19 protein-coding genes and 1 tRNA gene are annotated in these 21,877 nt (G+C 43.2%); 4 read left to right on the top strand and 16 right to left on the bottom strand.

What is annotated here, in order from left to right; genetic code table 11:
* Window positions 1-9 precede the first annotated feature (9 nt).
* Window positions 10-93: transfer RNA gene (locus NST74_RS10095), tRNA-Leu, on the bottom strand.
* A 253-nt stretch (window positions 94-346) separates the two neighbouring features.
* Here NST74_RS10095 and NST74_RS10090 point away from each other — a divergent pair.
* The gene (locus tag NST74_RS10090; RefSeq protein ID WP_341111850.1) at window positions 347-1,108 is read left to right on the top strand and encodes a class I SAM-dependent methyltransferase; all 762 of its coding nucleotides are present in this window, start codon (window positions 347-349) and stop codon (window positions 1,106-1,108) included.
* Window positions 1,109-1,199: 91 nt separating this feature from the next.
* Here the strand turns inward: NST74_RS10090 and NST74_RS10085 are convergent, their stop codons facing one another.
* A complete protein-coding gene (locus tag NST74_RS10085) occupies window positions 1,200-2,423 on the bottom strand; it encodes a CynX/NimT family MFS transporter (RefSeq protein WP_341111849.1) in 1,224 nt (407 codons plus the stop codon).
* 268 nt (window positions 2,424-2,691) lie between these two features.
* Between NST74_RS10085 and NST74_RS10080 the strand changes: the two genes are divergently transcribed.
* A complete protein-coding gene (locus NST74_RS10080; RefSeq protein WP_341111848.1) occupies window positions 2,692-4,407 on the top strand; it encodes an ABC transporter ATP-binding protein in 1,716 nt (571 codons plus the stop codon).
* 471 nt (window positions 4,408-4,878) lie between these two features.
* Here NST74_RS10080 and NST74_RS10075 read toward each other — a convergent pair whose 3' ends face one another.
* The 3 genes from NST74_RS10075 to NST74_RS10065 all read right to left on the bottom strand — a co-directional run bounded on the left by NST74_RS10075 (window position 4,879) and on the right by NST74_RS10065 (window position 7,680).
* Window positions 4,879-5,316 (bottom strand): hypothetical protein, encoded by a 438-nt coding sequence (locus tag NST74_RS10075; RefSeq protein ID WP_341111846.1) that lies wholly within the window; start codon window positions 5,314-5,316, stop codon window positions 4,879-4,881.
* Between the two features lie 179 nt (window positions 5,317-5,495).
* Window positions 5,496-6,941 carry a DEAD/DEAH box helicase gene (locus NST74_RS10070; RefSeq protein ID WP_341111844.1) on the bottom strand — a complete coding sequence of 482 codons (1,446 nt, stop codon included), beginning with the start codon at window positions 6,939-6,941 and terminating at the stop codon, window positions 5,496-5,498.
* A gap of 85 nt (window positions 6,942-7,026) precedes the next feature.
* Window positions 7,027-7,680 (bottom strand): HD domain-containing protein, encoded by a 654-nt coding sequence (locus NST74_RS10065; RefSeq protein ID WP_341111843.1) that lies wholly within the window; start codon window positions 7,678-7,680, stop codon window positions 7,027-7,029.
* 356 nt (window positions 7,681-8,036) lie between these two features.
* On the opposite strand from NST74_RS10065, the gene NST74_RS10060 reads away from it, so the two are divergent.
* On the top strand, window positions 8,037-9,314 hold the full coding sequence (locus NST74_RS10060; RefSeq protein ID WP_445668184.1) for a histidine--tRNA ligase: 1,278 nt from the start codon (window positions 8,037-8,039) through the stop codon (window positions 9,312-9,314).
* Between the two features lie 143 nt (window positions 9,315-9,457).
* On the opposite strand, the gene NST74_RS10055 is transcribed toward NST74_RS10060, so the two are convergent.
* From NST74_RS10055 to NST74_RS10040, 4 genes are all read right to left on the bottom strand, one after another.
* Window positions 9,458-11,491 (bottom strand): methyl-accepting chemotaxis protein, encoded by a 2,034-nt coding sequence (locus NST74_RS10055; protein WP_341111840.1) that lies wholly within the window; start codon window positions 11,489-11,491, stop codon window positions 9,458-9,460.
* A 210-nt stretch (window positions 11,492-11,701) separates the two neighbouring features.
* The gene (locus NST74_RS10050; protein ID WP_341111838.1) at window positions 11,702-12,733 is read right to left on the bottom strand and encodes a bile acid:sodium symporter family protein; all 1,032 of its coding nucleotides are present in this window, start codon (window positions 12,731-12,733) and stop codon (window positions 11,702-11,704) included.
* Window positions 12,734-12,908: 175 nt separating this feature from the next.
* The gene (locus NST74_RS10045) at window positions 12,909-13,856 is read right to left on the bottom strand and encodes a radical SAM protein (protein ID WP_341111835.1); all 948 of its coding nucleotides are present in this window, start codon (window positions 13,854-13,856) and stop codon (window positions 12,909-12,911) included.
* A gap of 122 nt (window positions 13,857-13,978) precedes the next feature.
* On the bottom strand, window positions 13,979-14,407 hold the full coding sequence (locus NST74_RS10040) for a hypothetical protein (protein ID WP_042126217.1): 429 nt from the start codon (window positions 14,405-14,407) through the stop codon (window positions 13,979-13,981).
* A gap of 130 nt (window positions 14,408-14,537) precedes the next feature.
* Between NST74_RS10040 and NST74_RS10035 the strand changes: the two genes are divergently transcribed.
* The gene (locus tag NST74_RS10035; protein ID WP_341111832.1) at window positions 14,538-15,080 is read left to right on the top strand and encodes a hypothetical protein; all 543 of its coding nucleotides are present in this window, start codon (window positions 14,538-14,540) and stop codon (window positions 15,078-15,080) included.
* Between the two features lie 46 nt (window positions 15,081-15,126).
* Here NST74_RS10035 and NST74_RS10030 read toward each other — a convergent pair whose 3' ends face one another.
* From NST74_RS10030 to NST74_RS10000, 7 genes are all read right to left on the bottom strand, one after another.
* Entirely contained in the window at window positions 15,127-16,380 is a 1,254-nt protein-coding gene (locus tag NST74_RS10030; RefSeq protein ID WP_341111831.1) for a stalk domain-containing protein, read from the bottom strand.
* A gap of 158 nt (window positions 16,381-16,538) precedes the next feature.
* Entirely contained in the window at window positions 16,539-17,489 is a 951-nt protein-coding gene (locus NST74_RS10025; RefSeq protein ID WP_341111829.1) for a nucleoside hydrolase, read from the bottom strand.
* A gap of 43 nt (window positions 17,490-17,532) precedes the next feature.
* Window positions 17,533-17,841 carry a hypothetical protein gene (locus NST74_RS10020; RefSeq protein WP_341111827.1) on the bottom strand — a complete coding sequence of 103 codons (309 nt, stop codon included), beginning with the start codon at window positions 17,839-17,841 and terminating at the stop codon, window positions 17,533-17,535.
* 117 nt (window positions 17,842-17,958) lie between these two features.
* On the bottom strand, window positions 17,959-19,140 hold the full coding sequence (locus tag NST74_RS10015) for a MalY/PatB family protein (RefSeq protein ID WP_341111825.1): 1,182 nt from the start codon (window positions 19,138-19,140) through the stop codon (window positions 17,959-17,961).
* A 188-nt stretch (window positions 19,141-19,328) separates the two neighbouring features.
* Window positions 19,329-20,219, bottom strand: coding sequence for an SMP-30/gluconolactonase/LRE family protein (locus NST74_RS10010; RefSeq protein ID WP_341111823.1), 891 nt, complete (start codon window positions 20,217-20,219; stop codon window positions 19,329-19,331).
* Window positions 20,220-20,478: 259 nt separating this feature from the next.
* Window positions 20,479-21,132, bottom strand: a complete 654-nt coding sequence (locus NST74_RS10005) for a deoxynucleoside kinase (protein WP_339290192.1) — start codon at window positions 21,130-21,132, stop codon at window positions 20,479-20,481.
* Complete coding sequence (locus tag NST74_RS10000) at window positions 21,129-21,752, bottom strand: deoxynucleoside kinase (RefSeq protein ID WP_341111822.1); 624 nt, start codon at window positions 21,750-21,752, stop codon at window positions 21,129-21,131. The genes NST74_RS10005 and NST74_RS10000 overlap by 4 nt, the downstream gene beginning before the upstream one ends.
* Window positions 21,753-21,877: the final 125 nt, after the last annotated feature.

Here is a 21,877-nt window from a genome sequence, read left to right as displayed (position 1 = left end):
TTAACTAGATGCGGTCGAGAGGACTCGAACCTCCACGATATTGCTACCACACGGACCTGAACCGTGCGCGTCTGCCAATTCCGCCACGACCGCACATTATGTACACCAGTGAAATAATCACCGTATTTAAGACTATACTTCTTTTTCAGATAAAAAGCAATATATTTATTTACGTATTGTGTAATACGACTGATAGTACGTTAAATTGAAACACATCACTATAGGAATAACCAATCAGTGTTATTCACTTTATATATTTCTCTTATAAGTTGTCAGTATGGTACAACATAGTTAAAGAATCTAGCGCATCAGAAGTGTCCATCTAAACCAGAAAGGATGAATACGTATGAACCAGCAGTGGAACACCGGAACCTACGATACTGACATGGCCTTTGTGTCTAAGTTTGGAGCATCTTTGATTGAGCTTTTGCATCCCCAGCTTGGCGAACAGATTATTGATTGGGGTTGCGGAACTGGCGACTTAGCGGTAACCATTGCTGCTAGCGGCGCTACTGTAACAGGGATTGATGCCTCTGCTGAAATGATTCAGACTGCCCGTGACAAGCATCCCCAGCTAAGATTCATTTTAGCAGACGGGCAAAGCTATGTCGCGGAACAGCCAGTCGATGCTGTGTTCAGCAATGCTGCTCTACACTGGTTAACCGACGCGAACGGAGCTGCCGCTTCAATCGCTGCTAGCTTACGAACAGGCGGACGTTTTGTCGCTGAGTTCGGAGGGCTGGGCAATATCGCTTCCATCGTTACTGAACTTCCAAACGCTTTTGCCGCTATAGGGTGTAGCGGTAAGCTTCAGCTGCCTTGGTACTTTCCAAGCATCGGACAATACACAACACTACTAGAACAGCATGGGCTAACTGTAGACCTCGCCCTTTGTTTCGACCGTCCAACACCACTAGAGGCTGGAGAGCAAGGGTTCCAGCGCTGGTTGAACACTTTTGCTAATGGAATCCTAAGTGTCCTCACACCCCCTGAACGAGAAGAAGTCCTCTCTTATATGGAACAGAAACTGAAGCCAACGTTATTTCAGGATAACCGCTGGGTGATGGATTATCGTAGAATCCGGGTTGTCGCATACAAACGAGTCTAACACTGAAGGCGATTCTTCCTATGTCACAAAAAAAGAGTGTACTGACGCAGCTTCCGCGCCAATACACTCTTTTTCAACTTTCAATAAATGATTATCTTCTATCTCCCACATATCGATCGCTACCAGCGCCAAGTCCGACAACCAGCAGCACTACGCTTGCAGCAAGCAATAAAATCAGCGGCATCGTCCAGCTATTCGTCACATCATGCAGCCATCCGAATAAGGCCGGTCCCATGGCAGCAAGTACATAACCTACAGATTGAGCCATTCCTGACAGCTCCGCTGCTTCTCGAGTACTTCTGGTCCGTAGACTGAAGAACATCATCACAAGACCGAAGGAAAAACCTCCGGCAATACCAAAGCATATCGCCCATACAGCCATTAAGGCACTGCTACCCAGCCAGATCCCACCTATTCCGATGAAATACAGAACAGCAGTGATTATTACTAGAATACGTTGATTCTTCATCCGGCCTGCCCACAGCGGCACGAAGAAAGTAAACGGCAGCTGCGCCATTTGCATCAGTGATAGTAACCAGCCTGCATGGCTTGATGACATCCCTCGCTCCCCAAGGAGAACTGAAAACCAAGCAATAAAGACATAATAGAGCAGTGACTGTAAGCCCATAAAAATCGTTACTTTCCAAGCCAGCGAAGAACGCCACATATTACCGCTAGAGACCGGATTACTCGCGCCAGTCCCTTGATCAAGCTTGCGCATTTGCGGAATCCAGAACAACGTTGCTAGCGCTGCAATCATAAACCATATGGCCAAAGTCCCTCTCCAGCCAAATCCAGTATTACTGGCTAGAGGGACACTAATTCCTGAAGCGACTGCTGCGCATAAATTCATAGATACGGTATAGACACCTGTCATTAATCCGATTTTGTGGGGAAACTTCCCTTTAATAAGTCCCGGAAGCAACACATTACATACTGCAATAGATAGCCCGAGTATTGCCGTACCTGTGAACAACAGACCTACTCCAGATCCCGACCGGATTAAAATCCCCATAGCCAGCATAACCATGGCAATTACTAACACGTTAGCCAAACCGAAGCGGCGGGCTAGCTTTGGAGCAAACGGGGACAAGATGGCAAAAGCCAACAATGGTAGAGTGGTAATAGCTCCTGCTGAAGTATTCGATAAGCCTAAATCATCCTGAATCATTAGAACCAATGGCCCGACAGATGTAAAAGGCGCCCTAAGTGCTGCTGCGATAAAAACAATTCCCAGCACTAGCAGCCAGCGATCATATTTGGTATCCGTTAAGCCTTTATTCTGAATAATTCCTTCTCGTTGTGATGCTTTCATCCTGTATCCTCCTAAATTACAACAAGCATAACCATCTTTGACCTCCCTATAAGGACGGTAAGTGACTAAGCTAGAAAAATAAAAATATTTATTACATGGCATTAAGAACTATCTTCCACTATTATTATAAAAGTTACAACCCTTAAGTAATTTTATATCCAAATTATTGACAAACCCGAACGACATCTTTAGTATCCATATAATCAGGACAATTGAGAATCAATTTCAATAGAACTCATACATAATTTTATAGAAAAGAGTGAACAGAATGCTTCAAAGTTTTTTTTCCTACTATCGTCCATATAAAAAACTATTTATATTGGACTTCTCCTGCGCTGTTTTTGCAGGTCTGCTAGAACTAGCATTCCCGGTAGCTGTCAATAAATTTATTGATGATTTGCTCCCGGGTCAAGATTGGCCGCTTATTCTTATTGCTTGTGTCGCACTTCTAGCTATTTACGCCTTGAATACGGTGATGCAGTATGTCGTTACTTACTGGGGTCACATGCTTGGTATTAACATCGAAACCGATATGCGTAAAAAAATGTTTGATCACATCCAGAAACTATCCTTCCGATTCTTCGATAACAATAAAACAGGTCACCTAATCGGACGTATCACCAACGACTTAAATGATATCGGCGAAGTGGCGCATCACGGTCCTGAGGATGTGTTTATCGCCATCATGACACTCGTTGGAGCCTTCATCCTAATGGCTGATATTAATCTGAAGCTAGCAATTATTACTTTTATTATCGTTCCAATTATGGCTTGGGTGATCATTTACTTCGGACGCAACATGACTTCCACCTACCGCCAGCTTTTTGGAAATGTAGGTAGTTTCAATGCCCGTATCGAAGATAACGTCGGCGGAATCCGGGTTGTGCAATCATTTGCCAACGAGCAGCATGAACAGGAGCTATTCGCAGTAGATAATCAAATGTTCCGTAAAACTAAGCTTCTGGCTTATAAAATTATGGCCAAAAGCTTGTCTGTCAGCTATATGATGACCCGCCTTATTACGATCCTTGTGATGATCAGCGGGGCGTGGTTCTTCATCAATGGCGAGCTCCAAATCGGTGAATTTGTGGCATTTATTCTATTATCCAATGTCTTCTTCCGTCCGATCGAGAAGATTAATGCCGTTATCGAGAGTTATCCAAAAGGAATAGCCGGCTTTAAACGTTATCTTGAGATTATCGACACGGAACCTGATATCAGCGACAAGCCTGATGCCGTTGAGGTAAGTACTTTGCGCGGAGATATCACGTTCCAGGATGTCTTTTTCGGATACGACGAGGACCGTCCGGTCCTGCAAAATATTAGTTTGCAAGTAAAGGCTGGCGAAACGATTGCCTTTGTCGGACCTTCTGGTGCAGGCAAAACCACTATTTGCAGCCTGCTCCCTCGTTTCTATGATGTCACAGGTGGAGCTATCACCATTGATGGCATCGATATCCGTGACATGAAGCTGGAGTCGTTGCGTAAGCAGATCGGGATTGTGCAGCAGGATGTGTTCTTGTTCTCTGGTACGATTCGCGAGAATATCGCTTACGGAAAGCTCGATGCGAAGCTGCCTGAAATCTGGGAAGCAGCTCGGCGTGCCCATCTGGAAGATCTCATTCAGAATCTGCCAGAAGGCATGGATACGGTGATCGGAGAGCGCGGTGTGAAGCTGTCCGGCGGACAGAAGCAGCGCCTAGCGATCGCCCGCATGTTCCTGAAGAATCCACCGATTCTGATTCTGGATGAAGCTACTTCTGCGCTTGACACTGAAACGGAAGCAGCGATTCAGCAATCGCTGGCGGATCTGTCCGTGGGCAGAACCACACTCGTCATCGCCCACCGATTGACGACCATAAAGAACGCCGACCGGATCATGGTCGTGAATGAAGAAGGCATCGCCGAGCAAGGCCGCCATGAAGAGTTAGTCCAAGCAGGTGGCATTTACAGCCGTCTGCATCAGGCGCAGTATAACGCTTAGGGATGTTGTTATAACTAGCTCCCTAGCTAAATGAAGCAAGCCTAGTCTCCACGTTATTGGCGACTAGGCTTGCTTTTTATTTGTTCCAGCATGAGAGGCTAAATTGGGCATCCCGGAAGTTAGAGTGTGATGGGGCTATAGAGTTATAGGGAGTAATGGTCCAATAAAGTAGTGATCTTTTGGAAACGTGAGGATAGAATTAGGGAATTCCTCCTCAATTTCATTGATAATACAGCCCCAAATTTAACAATTAGGGAATTCCTCCCCTTAAATTCACCCCATTTGCTCATAATAGTGGATTTCAGGTGATTTATAGGGAGAATTTCCCTAAAAAACGTAAAATCCAGTGAAAATCAGCAATTTTTAGGGAGGATTTCCCTAATATCAAACAATACAAATCTAAACGCTCACTCAAACACAACCTAGTTTCATCTACGCCCAAATCGAATTTCCATATTTTATGTAAATATATTAATCAACTTCTGGTTTTTCCTTCGATAATATCATTACCAACAATATTATTATCATTATCAATTGGATACCCAAGTAGCTAACAGGAAAAAGATAACTAAGCTCTATCTGAGGAAAATCAAATTCAATGAATCCAGGATTCCCAGATTTTTTCCCTTGGTATTCTTTTAAGTAAAATAGAATTCTCATACTAGGTAAAGTGCTGATGAGTAACCATGCAATGTTGTACCTAAGCTTCCTCGTCTGTAAAGCCATCTTGCAAGACATATATGTAAGAAATATTGGTGCTGAATACATTAAGAACATCTGCCTTACCATTTCTTCATTCCATCCCTCAGTATTCAGCTTCAAAAAATAGATAGTTATAAAATGCAAAAATACAACCATTAGAACTTGCAGAATCGCTGGAATTCTAACGTTCTTAAATTCACTTTTCACTATACCACCTCTTTATTTAGTAACAGTTCTGAATACCGATAGATTAATCCTCTATTTTAAGTCTGTTAAAAAATAAAGAAAGAAGGAGCCGCGCAAAGAACACGACTCCCTCTTAATATAAACCGCCTCAATAGCGGCACTTATGAATGGTGATCCGCGATAAATCGCTATTCACGCACTTATTTCTTCGCAATATGCACTTTAAGCTGCTTACCCTTCACGGTCGTCTCTCTCATCGCCTGCAATACCATTGCACCTTTACCGTTCAAAATATCCACGTAGGTCACATTGTCCTGAATCGAGATTATACCGATATCTTCTGCAGATATACCCTCAAGCTTCGCGATTGTGCCGACAAAGTCCACGGCTCTTAGCTTCTTTTTCTTGCCGCCGTTGAAGTACAGCTTCATGATCTCTTTGTTCAAGCTCTCGCTTTTGTCCTTCTTGCGGACAGGCTGCTTGTTAATCTTCTGCTCAAACGCTTCCTTCGCGTAAGCAACGGCATCATCCGAAGGAGCTTTCATAGGTGGGATACTGAAGCCAATATAGCCCTCGATTTCCTTCACCCATTTTTGCTCATTCGGAGTGACGAAAGTGATTGCTTTACCTGTCTTACCTGCACGAGCCGTTCTGCCTGTACGGTGCACGTAGCTTTCTTTTTCCAGCGGAATATCGTAATTAATCACGTGGGTGATGTTCTCGATATCAATACCTCTAGCCGCCACATCTGTAGCGATTAGATAACGGAACTGCCCTCTTTTAAAAGCATTCATGACCTCAAAACGCTCGTCCTGCTCCATCCCCCCGTGGATCTTATCACAAGGATATTCCAGATCAGCCAACCCTCTAAATACCGCATTCACCTGTTCTTGTGTACGGCAAAAGATAATACAGCTGTCCGGATTCTCCACCGTAATAATATCGCTCAGCAGCGAGAATTTGGCAGCTTGTCTCACTTCGATCAACGCATGTTCAATTGTAGCGGTTGTAATACCACTTGCTTGAATCTCAATTTCCGTTGGATCGCTCATATATTTCCGGCACAAATTCTTAATCACTTCCGGTAATGTCGCGGAGAAAACACAAGTCACTCGTTCTTGGGGCAGCTGCTTGATGATCTTTTCGATCTGCTCAATGAACCCCATGCTCAGCATTTCGTCTGCTTCGTCGATGATCAAATACTTGATCCGATTTAGCGGAAGCGTACCTCTTTCAATATGGTCGAACACACGTCCAGGCGTACCTACGACAACATGTGTTTTTTGGGTAAGTTCAATTTTTTGTGGAGCGAAAGGCTGCTTACCGAAAAGAGCCACGGCCTTAACCCGTTTAAATCGTCCAATGTTGGTGATATCCTCTTTCACTTGCATGGCAAGCTCCCGAGTAGGCGTTAGAATCAAAGCCTGCGGCTTATTCTCCACCCAATCCACCAAATCACAGACCGGGATTCCGTAAGCTGCCGTCTTCCCACTACCCGTTTGCGATTTAACGATCAGATCCTTTTGCTGGAGAGCTACAGGGATCACTTTGCTTTGAACTTCTGTTGGCGTCTCATATTTTAGGACATCCAGCGCTTTAATAATGTCTTCGTTTAACTCATAATCTCTAAATTGCAATTCACTCATCGTTCAACCTCTTCTATGCCGATTGTTCTGGTTAAAGCGGAAACTCCGCGATCCTTCATCTTGTGCATACTTATCATTATAACAGCTATTGGCTCCCTTGATTCCATTCCTTATAGAACTGGTCCAGAAAATTAAGCATGAAATCATGCCGTTCTTCTGATAACTTGCGCCCATAGGCTGTATTCATCAGGAATTTTAACTTTAATAACTTCTCATAAAAATGATTGATAGCCGTTCCTTTGCTGTAATCCCTGTACTCCTTTTGAAGCGATTCCTCTCTTGGGGACACTTCCGGATCATAAGCTGGACGACCTTTCGCCCCTGAAAAAATAAAGGTTCTGGCAATGCCAATCGCACCAAGCGCATCAAGTCGATCGGCATCTTGGACCACTTGGCCTTCAAGCGTCTGCATCGGTTCTCCGCCGCCACCACTAAAGGACATCGTCTCAATAATCATCATAATATGATTAATTTGTTCCTCATCTGTAAGATTTGAAGAAAGCCAAGTACGTACTTTAAGCAAACCTTCTTCTTTAGACGGATTAAGCTTCTCGTCAGCAACATCATGCAGCAAGGCGGCCATCGTGCAGACAAAGACATCTGCGCTCTCGATCTTGGCAATATCAGCAGCGGTGTTTCGCACTCTATCGGAATGCCACCAGTCATGACCCGTAGTGTCTTGTCCAAGTTGTTCTTTAACAAAATCTTCGGTCCGAGCTATAATTAAAGATTCATTCATCGTAGAAAAACTCCCTTTCCTTAAGGAATATCGAAGCCCTATTATAGCTGATAACTGGTCTTTTCGCCCACAAGAAATCGAAGCTATTATAAATTGTTACTTGCATGACTCTAAATGTTCCGCTATAATCGGCAGTAATCAAAATTTCGAAGGGAATTGGTTCTGATGAATACAAATACAATCATGCTGAATCAACTTCATTATTATCACAAACAGCGTTAGCACTCCTGAATTTTTTCAGGGAGGCTAACGCTACTCGCGTTGGCCTCCCTGCGGCATAGATCACGCGCAGGACCAAGAGGTCCTGCGCGTTTTTTTATTTTCTAAACTATGCCAATTCAAAGGAGCTACTAATGATGCAAAACATTAAAGGAACTTATGATTACTTCGGTCAAGAGCAAGCGCTCAGAAAGAACATTCAAAATACGCTGCAGGACTTGTTTGAGCTCTATGATTTTGAATCGATGGATACGACACTATTAAATGAATTGGAGTTACTGACCTCGAAATATGCAGGCGGGGATGAAATTCTCAAAGAAATGTACCAGCTTACGGATCAAGGCAACCGCAAACTGGGGTTACGTTATGATCTGACCATCCCTTTTGCCAAAGTGATCGCTTTAAATCCAGGAATAGAGTTCCCCTTCAAGCGGTATGAGATCGGAAAAGTGTTCCGAGATGGACCTGTGAAACGCGGGCGTCTGCGTGAATTTCTGCAATGTGATGTCGATGTGGTCGGCATTTCCGGCCCTGAGGCTGAAGCAGAGCTAATGCAGCTAGCTACCGAAGCTTTCCGCAAGCTAGGCATCCCTATCATCCTAAAATGGAATAACCGACGTTTTCTCAGTGAGATTCTGGAGTCCATTGGCGTACCTGCTGAAGAGCAACTATCCGTTATGCTTACTCTTGATAAACTTGAAAAAATCAACACTAGCGGAATCGAGAACGAGTTGATCACCAAAGGGCTTGAATCTGCAACCATTTCAGCGATTCTAGCACTTATCGAAATGGACAATCCAAGCTTTGAGCGGTTATGCGACAGATACAATCTCACAACACAACCGGGTGCATCAGAGGTTCTCGTCCTGCAAAATCTAATCCAAGACATCGGACTACAGGAGACTTGCCGCTTCGATCCTTTCTTATCCCGAGGTCTTTCATTCTACACAGGAACAGTTTACGAGATCTTTGATGCTTCAGGGACCTTTACCTCTAGCTTGGGTGGCGGAGGCAGATATGACGCAATTATCGGACAGCTAGTAGGAAGAGAGGATATTCAATATCCTACGGTGGGGTTGTCTTTTGGTATGGAGTCTATCATGGCACTCTTAGCAGAACGACCTACCCAAGAAAATAGAGCAGCTAATGTTATGGTCATTCCGATTGGTGAAACACTACCACAAGCTTTGATTGCAGCAGCCGAGCTGCGTGCTTGTTCTATAAGAACCACTCTCGTATCCGGTAAAAGAAAATTAAAAAAGCAGCTCGCCACAGCCTCATCCAAAAACATCCGTTACGTTATACTGATCGGCGAGAGCGAATCCAGTGTCGATAAAGTACGTCTGAAGGATATGGAAGAACAAACAGAGGTTATCGTTCCGCTGGAAGAAGCTATTTATCTCATCACTAAATAAGGATCATTCTTAAGTACTGCTCAAAAAAAGACCCCGCCGATCACCGGCGGGGCAAGTTATATATTAAGGGAGGTTATACATGTACTATAACCTTGCAAGCTTAATATTTTATGAATGACAGATAAAGATTCCCTTAATCCTTCTTAGATCTTAAACCGATCTACCAGCCCCTGTAGCTCCTTGGCACTTTGGGTATTCTCGTCAGCCACCGTAACTTCATGGAAAGTTTTCTCTACGATATCGGCAGTTTTTACCGCAATATCCTGGATACCGATAGCCCCCTCATTTACTGTAGCAGCCACTTCATTGACCGCAATAGATATACTGGATACCGCCATACTTAGATGATCGGCCGCAGTCTCGAATTGATTCATCAACATATTCACTGTAGTAGCATCTCTGTTATATTGCTGACTTACCTCCGTTAAGCGCTCATAATCCCCAAGAACATTCTGGTCTATAAAAGCGAGTAACGCCTCTGAATTTTCCTTCATTAACTCAACAGAAGTGTATACGCCGGAAACGACTCCTTGAATTCCAGCCGCTGTCTCTGACGATTTCTCAGCCAGCTTGCGGATTTCACCAGCTACAACAGCAAATCCTCTACCTGCCTCACCGGCTCTGGCCGCTTCAATCGCTGCATTTAAAGCAAGCAGATTGGTCTGACTAGTAATCGATAGAATCGTATCCGCCAGTACATTAATCTCTGAGATCGCATTCGACTGTTCAATTGCTTTTTCCATATCGATACGAACAGATTCATACACTCGCTTAGCATTATCCGTAGACTCTAACGCCTCATCTTGTAACACCATCGCCCGCTCACTGATCTGTTTGGAAACTTCAGCGCCTTCCTTCACATTACTGGAGATCTCGGATACATTAATATCAATTTCAGTAATCGCTGCCGTCATCTCTTGTGTTGAAGCTGCTGTCTCCTCCATCCCAGCCGATAGCTGCTGTGTAGTTGCTGAATTGTCATGTGCATTCTCTCGAACATCTATGGACAGCTTCTCAAGCGTTTCCGCATTATCTAGCACTTTGCTTGAGATCGTAATTAGACTGCCAGCCATATCACGAAGAATAGCACGTGTGCGGAGCATTGCTTTGGCGATCGTCCCGGTTTCATCCTTGTTTTTCGTCAGATACTCATACTGGGCGTCATACGTCAAATTCAGCTCTGCCGTTCTATTTATCAACTCTGTCAGTTTAACAATCGGTGAAGAGATTTTTTGGGCAAAATATAAAGCAATCAGCAATGCTATAATCAAACTTCCCGCACCTAACACCAGATTAAAGTTTCTCATCTCATTCACTGGCTTCGTAATTTCATCTAAATTAGCAGTTAGCCCCAGCAACCAGTTGGTCTCAGGCATAACTGTATAGGCTGATTTTTTATCCACACCATTATATGTATAACTAAGAAGGCTATCTTCCACTTTTTCACCGGATTTCACACGCTTCACAACAGCCATGATTTGGTCATTGGCAACAGGTTGTCCTACCTGCTTCTTATCCGGATGATACAGTGTATTCCCGTTCTCATCGAGAAGATAAGCATACGAGGTCGTTGTATTTACTACTTTTGCATCTGCCAAATACTTAATCATACTATCTGCTGAAACCGCTGAAGCCACATATCCAATCATCTTCCCGTTACTCTTCACAGGATGCACAAAAGCCACCACATAAGCTCCAGTAGATTTCGATTTCAGCGTTTCACTAATTACCGGCGCCGCAGTCTCCATTACTTTCTTCGTATAATTTCTATCACTAAAATCCGTACCTATAAGCTTGGTGTCACTGTCAGCCACAGCGATGCCCTTCATATCACTGACAAAAACATGTTCAAGGTTTCCTGCAGCCTCCACGATTTCCTGAAGGCTGATATTCACCTCATTCTGAAGCTTATCCCCTTTGGCAACTCCGCCGTTTCCTGCTTGAAGCAGCAATTCGACAATTTCCGACCTACCGGCAATAAGCTCAATACTTCTCTGCTCTTTCGAAATCATGGACGATATGGTCTGTGCTTTATTCGTATTGACCTGCTTCATTGAATTCTCAGTAAGACTCACAATCGCATGAGTTGACTTCAAATACGTAAATACTCCCATTACCGTTATACATAACAGGGTTACTCCTATCAACATAAATGATAGCTTAAGGCGAATCTTCATACGCTTCTCATCCTTCCGACAACTTGCTCATTCATGAACAAAGCAATTGTAAATAATACAATTACTATCGGATATCATGATAAATTAGTGAATATTGACTAAGCGAAAATACGGAAAATATCAAAAAATGTCGAATTATTGCATATAAATGAAAAAAATCTAGTTCTACAAGTTTGGACACTTTTTATGGAATAGTTAATAAGACCTGTTTTACCGTTGTGATGAAATAGGCTGTTCTGACTGGGAAACTGTATCCACTTGCGTGACTGCACCACCCGTTAAGGCGCTTTTAGTTCTGTTCCGTAAAAATAGACCAGACATTGCGGCGAGTATTTGTTGAAATAACATTCCTGAAATGACAGGGAGTGCAACAGCCGGAGGGAAATATTTTACTGCGAGCACAGCCCCCGCGCTTAAATTACGCATGCCGGAATTAAATTGCACAGCCACAGAATCTTCATAGCTAAAGCGGAATCGGCGTGATACCAAGGCTCCGATTACATATCCAAGAACTACCGTTAAGAAAGTTACGCCAATAATAATCGCTAATTTACTATCCGCGTGTTTTAGATAACGAGCAATGCTGGCACCGTTAATAGAAACGACCATAAACAATCCAACCTTTACAAACGGGGAAAGCGGCGGTCCACATACTGTATTCACCTTGCCCTTTGTCCATTGATTCAGAAGCATGCCGACCACCGAAGGAATGACAACCATCCATAGGAGCCCTTTCATCATTTCCCCCAGCTGAATTTCCACACTTGCTCCCATGAGCAAATACAAGGTACCCGGAACGACAATCGGTGATAAGAGTGTATCTATCAGAATAAGTGCCAAAGTCAGTGCAATATTCCCTCCATATATGGATACCCACACCACACTAACGACACCCGTAGGGATTGCGAACAGCAGTACAAATCCAGTCACAGTGTAGGGATCTCCTGGAAAGACAGCACTTGCAACGAGCCAGCCGATAAGCGGCATCACGATATGGAGAATGATCATCAACACTATCAGCTTCTGTGGTTTCAGCAGTACACCCAGCAGATCCTTGAGATTGGACTTCAAGCTTCCGATCAATGTCATAAAGGCAAAAATCCAAGGAACAAGACCTGTGAACGGTAGCAGTCTGCTTTCATTAAGTACGCCAACCACGATGGCAGTAGGTGTTAATAATGGCATGATTTTTTCGAGTACAACATTGGATTTGATGAGTCCATTTCTTATATTCATAAGCATGTGTCGCACACCATATGTATGGATGTCATACAATCCTTATCTGCAAATTTAAGTGGTAAACGCCTCTATAATCTTACAGAGATCATACAGGACTTTCCATTAATCCACCACACAAAAAGGAACCAATTATTAAAATTGGCTCCTAGAAGTAATTTCTATAGAATCGCTAAACGGTTTAAACCCCTTGCGGAAACAATGCGTCCAGTGCTGGGCATGGCAGTTTATCCAGGAACTGAGCCAAAGGCGCTGGCATGTTACTATACAAGTCCTTCAGTGAAGTCCCCTGATAAATGTTTCCAATAATAACCGGGTGGCATAATTCAGAGATCAAAATATCTCCATTTCCATGTAGATGAAGCTGTTTCTTGCCCTCTATGCAGTGAGGAAAATAAACGCCCGGTTGCTCCTCGAAGCCAAGCGCATCCATAAAGCGGTCCATGCAGGTGAAATACAGGATTGTATCCTCTTTCTTCTGTGCTATCAGTTCACTTACAGCGTTCTTTAATTGTTCGCGGGCAGCAATTGATTTCCAGCCGGTATGATCCATGATAATACTGTTCTGAATCTCATGTGTTCTGACGCCCATAGCATAGACATGATCACTAATTTCCTTCATGTTATCCTGCGTTTCACTGAACAATAATGTCTCCAGCACCGTATCTACACTTGTGGCCGCGAACAAAGTAATGTTCTCTCTTATTTTCTCATAGATGCTTGGATGAATATTATAATAACGAGAGAACGCGTCCGCTGTAGTAAAATTAAAGGAAATATGTATCGTCGTTAATCCGGCAACGACCAATTGATCAATCCGTTCAGCATTTAAAAGACTACCGTTAGAATTGAGCTGTGTCTGAATCCCTCTGGATGAGCAGTAGTTCACAATCTCTACACAGTCATCGAACTTTAGTGTGACCTCGCCACCTGATAAACGCACTCTTTTTAGACCCGGAAGCTCTTCAAGAATCCGGATGACCTCTTTGGCTTTGATACTTTGTCCATCATTTCTATTATAAGCACAACAATAATCGCAGCGAAAATTACAGTTCGAGGTGACTCCTATTTCTAAGCCTTCCAGCTCATAATTTAGCGGTTTGTCTAATTCCAATGCTTTATATCTCATACTCTAAAGTCCTCCTTTAAGAAATGAATTTGGTTCAAGAGTTCAACCTTAGAGATTATAAAGGTTTATGGCATAGGTTAATGTGAGGTTTATAACAGTCCAATATTTCATCTACTTAGCAATTACTCCAATTGATAACTCTCGTAATGTTTTCCTTCTTCGAAAAACTTACCACCCGGTGGTATCCAAACACTCTGGTGAATTTTCTTCTCATTTACTACTGAATAAATATAAATCCAACCTTTTTCGTTTTTAAATCTTACTTGTAAATGATAAGGATTATATTGTCTACCTACTTGTCGACTAATTTCCCATTCTTGATTAGGGTATCTCTCCTCCAAATAGTGATTGAGTTGTTCTGTTTTTCGGGATACTTGATAGTCAATCCAGTAGGGGCGAATAGCGAAGGATAATAACAAAAGTACAGTGATTGAAGATACTATAATTAAACTAGGCTTCCTAATCTTATGGGGTAAAAACAAGGCTACTCCAAATAGAATGAGGACAAAAACAACCGAAAATATGATTTCTATTGCTGTAATTGGATGCAAAATAACCCTCCTCAGAATCATGTTGTTCGAAGTCCATGACCCATTTACTGGTCCACACCATTATTTTCCAGTATAATGCTTTATTGTAAGCTAACACAACTCATGCAGAACGCTTGAAAGGAGCCAAAAAATGAGGAGAATCATTCGAAACGCACTCATTATCCTAATATTCATATTTGTTACAGGCTGTACATCTAATGCTGATACGGTTGATACACCGCTGTACTCAGGAAAAGGCCTATCCGTAGGCGTTGTTGGCGAAGTCCCGAAAGTAAGAGAAGATCAGATCCGCTTCACCAGTATTTCCTTTGATGAATTAGAAGATTATACAAAGCTCTCCTCTAATTATGATGCCGTAATAATTATGAAGGAGCATCTGCAAGAAGCGGACGACAACAAGTATGTTAAAGTATATACAAAGGCAGGAATTCCTTTCTTCTTTATGGAGACCACAAAGTCATATATGCCATTTGTGCACGAAGACATTTCGTATGAGGACATCTCTGATACGGGTTCTGGTATGTATGCTACTGGCTATCTTCAAATTGGTGAAGCCTCTAAATTTTGGGGATACGGTCTTTATAACGACAAAGTAAATGAACACAATATTAAATCTGTATATTCACAGATGTTCACCACCATCGAGTCCATAAAGAATGGTATGTATAAATAAAACAGGCTGCCAGATGGCAGCCTGTTTCTTTTCATATCACATTTCCTTACAATTCCACCGATTTCCCCATCTCATTCCAGACAGGCTGCCCAATCAAGCCCACGCGCCAGATCGCAATCCCTTTAAGACCATAACGTTTGGCAAGTCCAACCTTAGAATTCACTGAAGTTTCATTCTCACTATAAACGGAAATACCCAGAATCAGCTTATCCTTACTTACTTGCTGAAGTGCAAGCCGGATGCCTTCATCAACTAAACTCATCGGCTCTGGAATTTTTTTCTCTTTCAAATAATCATAAGACATAATGACCAAATCATCTGCTAGGCTGCCTAGCGTCTTGTAATCATAACCTTTATAAGAGCTGTTTAATGGATGAAGGATCACAGTAAGCTTAAGACCTGCTGCGTGTACTTTTTGAGACAGATTCTTCACAAAAGCATTATAATCGGCTTGCACCTTTGCTTTATCTCCTGTTAAACCCAGTCCCTCAAGATCCAGCGTAACTCCTTGAAAGCCCTTTTGTGTAGCCAGATCGACAATTCCTGTAATCGTCTGCTCTTGAAGCACTTTATCTTCCAGGTTCTTCGTCAGCTCGGATGCAGTATCACCCGAAAAGACCATCAGATAAGGCGCTGTGCCCCCTGCTGCTGCATTTGAGATAATAGACTCTGGAGTTACATCCCCAGCAGCTTGGGGCCATCTAAAGTCAGTGCCTGTCGTGGTGAATTGTCCGGTTTTATCAATTCCGCTCCACCCAAAAGCTACAGCATCAAAGCTAGAAAGCAACGAAATTTCGCTGTATGAACTAAGCGCATAGAAACCAAGCTTATACATACCCGTCTTTGGTGAAGTGATTGAGACGGTCTTCGTCGCTTGATCCCATGCTACGCCCGCACCAAACTGCTGGCCGAAGAAGCTAAGCGGAATCATCGTGTTATTGCGGATCGTTTGCGGGGCAACCCCCAGCTTCACAACTTCGCCGTTTACGCCTGCATTTTTGCTACCCAGGGTCAAAGTTACCACTTTAGTACCCGCTGTATCCGTTTTGGTCGCGGTAATTTTCTTAAGCGCTTGATTCCACTCTACGTTGATCCCCAATGCTTCAGATATTGCTCGGAATGGGACCATCGTGGTTCCGTTCATCACAACAGGCTCTACTGGAAACGGGAGTGCATAACCATCCAGCACAATACTAACTCCCCCTGCGGGGGCTGCTTGTGTAGTATTTTGGAATACAGCTGTGGTGCTGCCTAGCGAAATCGCCAGACATAAGACTAATTTACCAATCCGTTTGTTCATGACTGTTAAGTCTCCCATCTTCCATGATATGAAGTGTAATCTCTTAAACTCTTTATATGTCTCCTACCATTTTACCAAAGATTATCCAATTGTAAAATTAATAGATTGTCATCTATGAGCTTCGATATTATTTTTCACATCAGAAAAAGTCGACTAAACTACATAAACACGCTCAAAAAAGTCCCCACCGCTCGTTCAACATCTACGTCCACAGCAACTTGTATAGGGCTACCCACTTTTGGCTGAGCCCGCAAATCCGCTACGACCATTCCCGATGTAAACTCACCTTTGTGCTCCACACGAACATTCATTTCTTTGTAAGTTACAAGGTCTGGTTGCAGCGCAACCATAAGCGCGAGCGGATCATGCAGCGGTGCACTGTTAATCAAAAAGTTCGCTTCACGGTAGAAATTAAAATAATGAGTAAGCGATTGTTCCATAAACGAAATGATCGCTTTATTTTCTTCACGCCCAAAACGATTTAATAAATCAATATGCTCTTGAGTGATCCGCGTCTTAAGCGTAACGTCTAAACCCACCATCATAACGGGAAGTCCAGATGTAAATACATGATCAGCAGCTTCCGGGTCTCCAGCAATATTCGCTTCCGCAACCGGTGTTCTATTGCCGGGATTGAAGATCGTACCGCCCATCACCACTACTTTTTTCAAAGTATTCTTAATACCAGAGTCCATATCAAGCGCCATCGAGAGATTGGTTAGATGTGCCAGTGTAACTAATACAATTTCTCCGGGATTCTCATTAGCCATCCGAACAATAAACTCAGATGCAGTTTCGCTAATGGGACGCTGGCTGGATGGTGCAATTTCCACATTACCAATGCCGTTCTCACCATGCACATGAGTGGCGTAACCTGAATGCTCACGAACGAGTGCCTTGGATGCTCCGATCGCTACAGGAATTTCATAATCGGGTTTAGCAAGCTCAATCAGTCGCAGTGAATTGTCCGCTGCCTTCTCGACATCAATATTCCCAAAAACAGTTGTAATTCCTTCTACAATTACATTTGGAGCACGCAAGGCATATAGAATTGCCAGTGCGTCGTCAATCCCTGTGTCTGCATCAATAATAATTCGTGTTTTACTCATTTATGTTCTCTCCCATTTGTGCAATGTCGTATGGATTATCATATCACGGCCTATCAGAACGCTCAATTTTATTCATTAGCTGTTCTTTAAAAGTATTAATAAAACTTTCAGGATCACACTCTACCAAATAAGCATATACGCCCTTACTCGTATGCAGATAGAACATACCTCCAGTATCCCCCATTGAGCGATAGGACATATCTAAAATATCTTTTATTGGAAATTCACGATGACGAGTTACAATTCTATCTTTGTACAGATACATTAGCCTATTACACGGAAAACTTCGTTGTTCTCCATCCTTGATTTCCCGCTGTATCTTATAATACGGAAGCTGAGCTACCCATTTCATTTGAAGTCCTCCTGCTTGACGTAATGGACTCCATTTTATTATTCTTTTTACCCTTTTGCAAAATAAAGAAGCTCGACGATCCCCTTAGAAGGAATCATCAAGCTTCAGAAATATCTGTTATTTCGTTGTATAAGCTGCTGCTGCTCGGCAAAAGCGTTCTAAAGCTTCTACTAGAATAGATCTAGGACAAGCTAGATTGATCCGCAGATGACCTTGTCCCTCGGTTCCAAAAATAGAACCTTCATTAAAAGCGACTTTAGCCTCTTTGTACATCAACTGCTTAAGCCCATCAATATCCAGATTCAGCCCACGGCAGTCTACCCATAGCAGGTAGGTGCCTTGCGGTTGCATCACTTGGACCTGTGGCAAATGCTCCGACAGATAGCTAATCGCATAATCCACATTACCTGAAACGTACTCTAATAGCTCATCCAACCATTCTTCTCCATCATTATAAGCAGCTTGTACTGCATCTTGAGCGAAGAAGCTAGCCATATGTAAGCTCAGTGCTTTCATTTTTTGATCAAACTTAAGCTTCAATTCCGGATTCGAAGACACGATAAAAGAAGATTGAATGCCCGGAAGATTGAAGGTTTTAGTCGCGGCAAGGGTGGTAAGGGTAATATTTGCAATTTCTTCTGATAAGGATGCAAAAGGGATATGCTCATAGCCCGGAAGCGCCAAATCACAATGAATCTCATCGGAAATTACAGTCACGCCGTAACGCAGACAGAGTTCACCAAGCTTCAGCAGTTCTTCTCTTTCCCATACTCGACCACCCGGATTATGCGGACTGCATAAGAGCAGCAGCTTTGCTCCGCCTTGCATCAGAACTTCCAATTGCTCATAGTCCATCTCGAAGCGTCCATTTCTGATCACAAGCGGATTCTTGGCAACCTTCCGATCATTCATTTTGATGACATCATAGAAAGGATAATAAACTGGCGACTGTAAAATAACCTCGTCTCCCGGCTCGGTAAACAGCTCAACGGAAAGACTTAAGGAAGTTACAATTCCGGGAGAGTCCGAAATCCATTCCGGTTTAATTTCCCAATCATGCCGTCTTCTGAACCACGACGTGATAGATTCTTTATAAGAGTCACTAGGTACACTGTAACCGTAAACCCCTTGTTCTGCGCGGCGCAGAATCGCTTCCTTCACTGCGGGAGGACTTTCAAAATCCATGTCTGCCACCCAAAGCGGCATAATATCCTTCTCACCAAACAACTTCTCGGACTGGTCCCACTTGTAAGAACGTGTATTACGGCGGTCAATTACGCGATCGAAATCATACTTCAATTAAAGTCACCTCATCCTTATAAACTTGTCCCTTATTGTATCATGAGGAACGCAATCTGGCATACTGCACAAAAAAGAACGCACTCCCAATGTGCGCTCTCCTTAACTCACGGACAGCTTTGTTTCTTTGCTGCAGCCACACTACCAAGCATGTAGATATAAATTTTATGTCCCTAACAGGGACTCACCTACTCCTTAGCCTGAAAGCTCGCTGACGGCAGACCACTCACACCCGGCTTAGCCTTAAACAATCCTCCCGCATGCGGATACTGACGGATCTCCTTTTCATTTAGTCCTGTCCTTGCAGTCGTAATGTAAAGCTCTGTTAAATCACTACCGCCAAAGGTGCATGAGGTGACAAATGGCGCTTGAACTCGAACCAGACCAATTTGCTTCCCCGAATTCGGATCCCAACGTGAGACACAACCCCCGCCCCAATGGGCGACCCAAAGCATTCCTTCGCTATCTATTGTCATTCCATCTGGCGATCCTGTAGCATCAGGAATTTGAAAAGCGACTCTCCGGTTACTGATCTTTCCGGCCACTTCATCGTAGTCAAATACATCCACCTGTCTCGTAGGCGTATCAATAAAATACATTCTGCTCTGGGCATAATCCCACGCCAAACCGTTCGAAATACCAATGCCAGACAACACTTGGCGACAAAATCCGTCGGGCTCAAGGACATATAATCCCCCTGCTTTCGGCTCATTGTCCATACTCATTGTCCCCAACCAAAGTCGGCCTTGCCGGTCGCATTTGGCATCATTTGATCTGTTGCGTGGAAACTCTGCTTCAATCGAAGCTAACTGGACAGGAGATCCTTCGAGGGAAGTGAGATAAACTCCATTCTCCATAGCCAGAACAAGGCCACCGGCAGTAGTTGGAATAACTGCGCTGACCATAAGGTCAAAAGAGTGGACGGTTTCACTGCCTGTGGCTCTGTCATATATTCTAAGCTTCCTGCCCGTAATATCTACCCAGTACAATTGGTTGGATTCAGCGTCCCAATGCGGTCCTTCTCCCAGCTCTGCCTGAGCATCAATAATCAATTCTGCCTGAGTCTCTGTATACTCCAAAACGTTCACTCCTTCGTATTTTCTACACATTAATATCCAAAAACGGTCCATCCGAATCTTTCAAAAGCAATGTATGCCGAACGCTCTGGTTGTGACGAGCACGTAAGGGGATACATGCATTATGACCTTTTCATCTCAGTAGCTCAACTCTTCCAGCGAAATAAGCCCTCTTCTATTTCTGTCCAACAGCACAGCAGTACAGGATAAATTGAATAAAAAAAACAGCACCCGAACTCCAGGCGCTGTTAATCATCTTTTATTATTTTTTGTCGACAGGCTTACGAATCGCATTGCCCACCTTCACAAGAATATCAGACATCGAAGCCTCATCATTTACATCATAATCATCAATGTTCAAACGAAGCACTGGGCAAGCCGTAAACTCGTTAATCCATTTCGAATATCTGCCATGCATATGCTCCCAGTAGGAAACATCCGTTTGAATTTCCATCTCACGGCCACGTTCATTAATTCGGGTCAGGATGGAAGGCAAGCTGCCTTCAATATAAATCAGCACATCAGGGTGCGGGAAGTATGGCGTCATAACCATAGCTTCATACAAGCTAGTGTAGGTTTCATAATCCGTTTTGGACATTGTACCTTGATCTGCATGCATTTTCGCAAAAATACCGGTATCTTCATAGATGGAACGGTCCTGAACAAAACCACCGCCGAGTTCGAACATCTTCTTCTGCTCTTTAAAACGTTCAGCTAGAAAATAGATTTGCAGGTGGAAGCTCCATCTCTCAAAATCATGATAGAACTTTTCGAGATAAGGATTGTGATCGACCTGCTCTAGCGAGGTTTGAAAATTAAGTCTTTTGGCCAAGGCGCCTGTTAAAGTGGATTTCCCCACCCCGACAGTTCCAGCCACGGTAATTATGGCATTTTCCGGGATATGATATGAATTCATTTCATTAGCTCCTTTATATAAGAGACAATTTCAGTGAAGTGTTCTGGATTCTCCACGAAATCGACTGCATTTCCATCAATGGTAATAATTACGGTCGAAGGCTCCTGAATGGCAAGAGAGGCCATCGCGTCATCATAATCTTTAATTAATTGCTCCAAATACGCAGTATCCATCCCCTCTTCAAAGGGACGCCCACGTTTTTCAATTCTGGTTAATAACGTATCTAAATTGGCTTTAATATAGAGAATGATATTCGGCTTTGGCAGGTCATCCGTAAGCACATGATAAATTTGCCGATACTTCTCACGTTTCGTTCCGTTCAGTGTTCGTTCTCCAAAGATGAGGTTCTTATAAATATGGTAATCCGAAATGACCGGGATCCCTTTATCTATGTACTGTGTAACGGTATCTTCAAGCTGCTTATACCGATTACAAAGGAAAAACATCTCCAGTTGAAAGCTCCAATCGTCCATGTTCTCATAAAATTTAGCCAGAAAAGGATTCTCATCGACAATCTCTTTAATGATCGGTAAATTTAATTCCTCTGCTAGCATAGAAGCTAATGTTGTTTTGCCAGCCCCGATTGGGCCTTCTACTGCAATAAACGGTGCATATTTCATTGACGCTGACTTCCTCCTCAGATACGAACCTTTCAATAGCATTCAAGCATAAACGCCTTCGGCGTCCTTACAAGAACGGTAAGTGTTTAAGCGGGAAATATAAGAACAAAGTATAGTGTGAAACT

Origin of the sequence: Paenibacillus sp. FSL F4-0125 (assembly GCF_038008565.1) — a bacterium.
Lineage (GTDB): Bacteria > Bacillota > Bacilli > Paenibacillales > Paenibacillaceae > Paenibacillus_AQ.
Note: the sequence above shows the minus strand (reverse complement) of the source record. Positions and strands in the feature narration are given on the sequence as shown.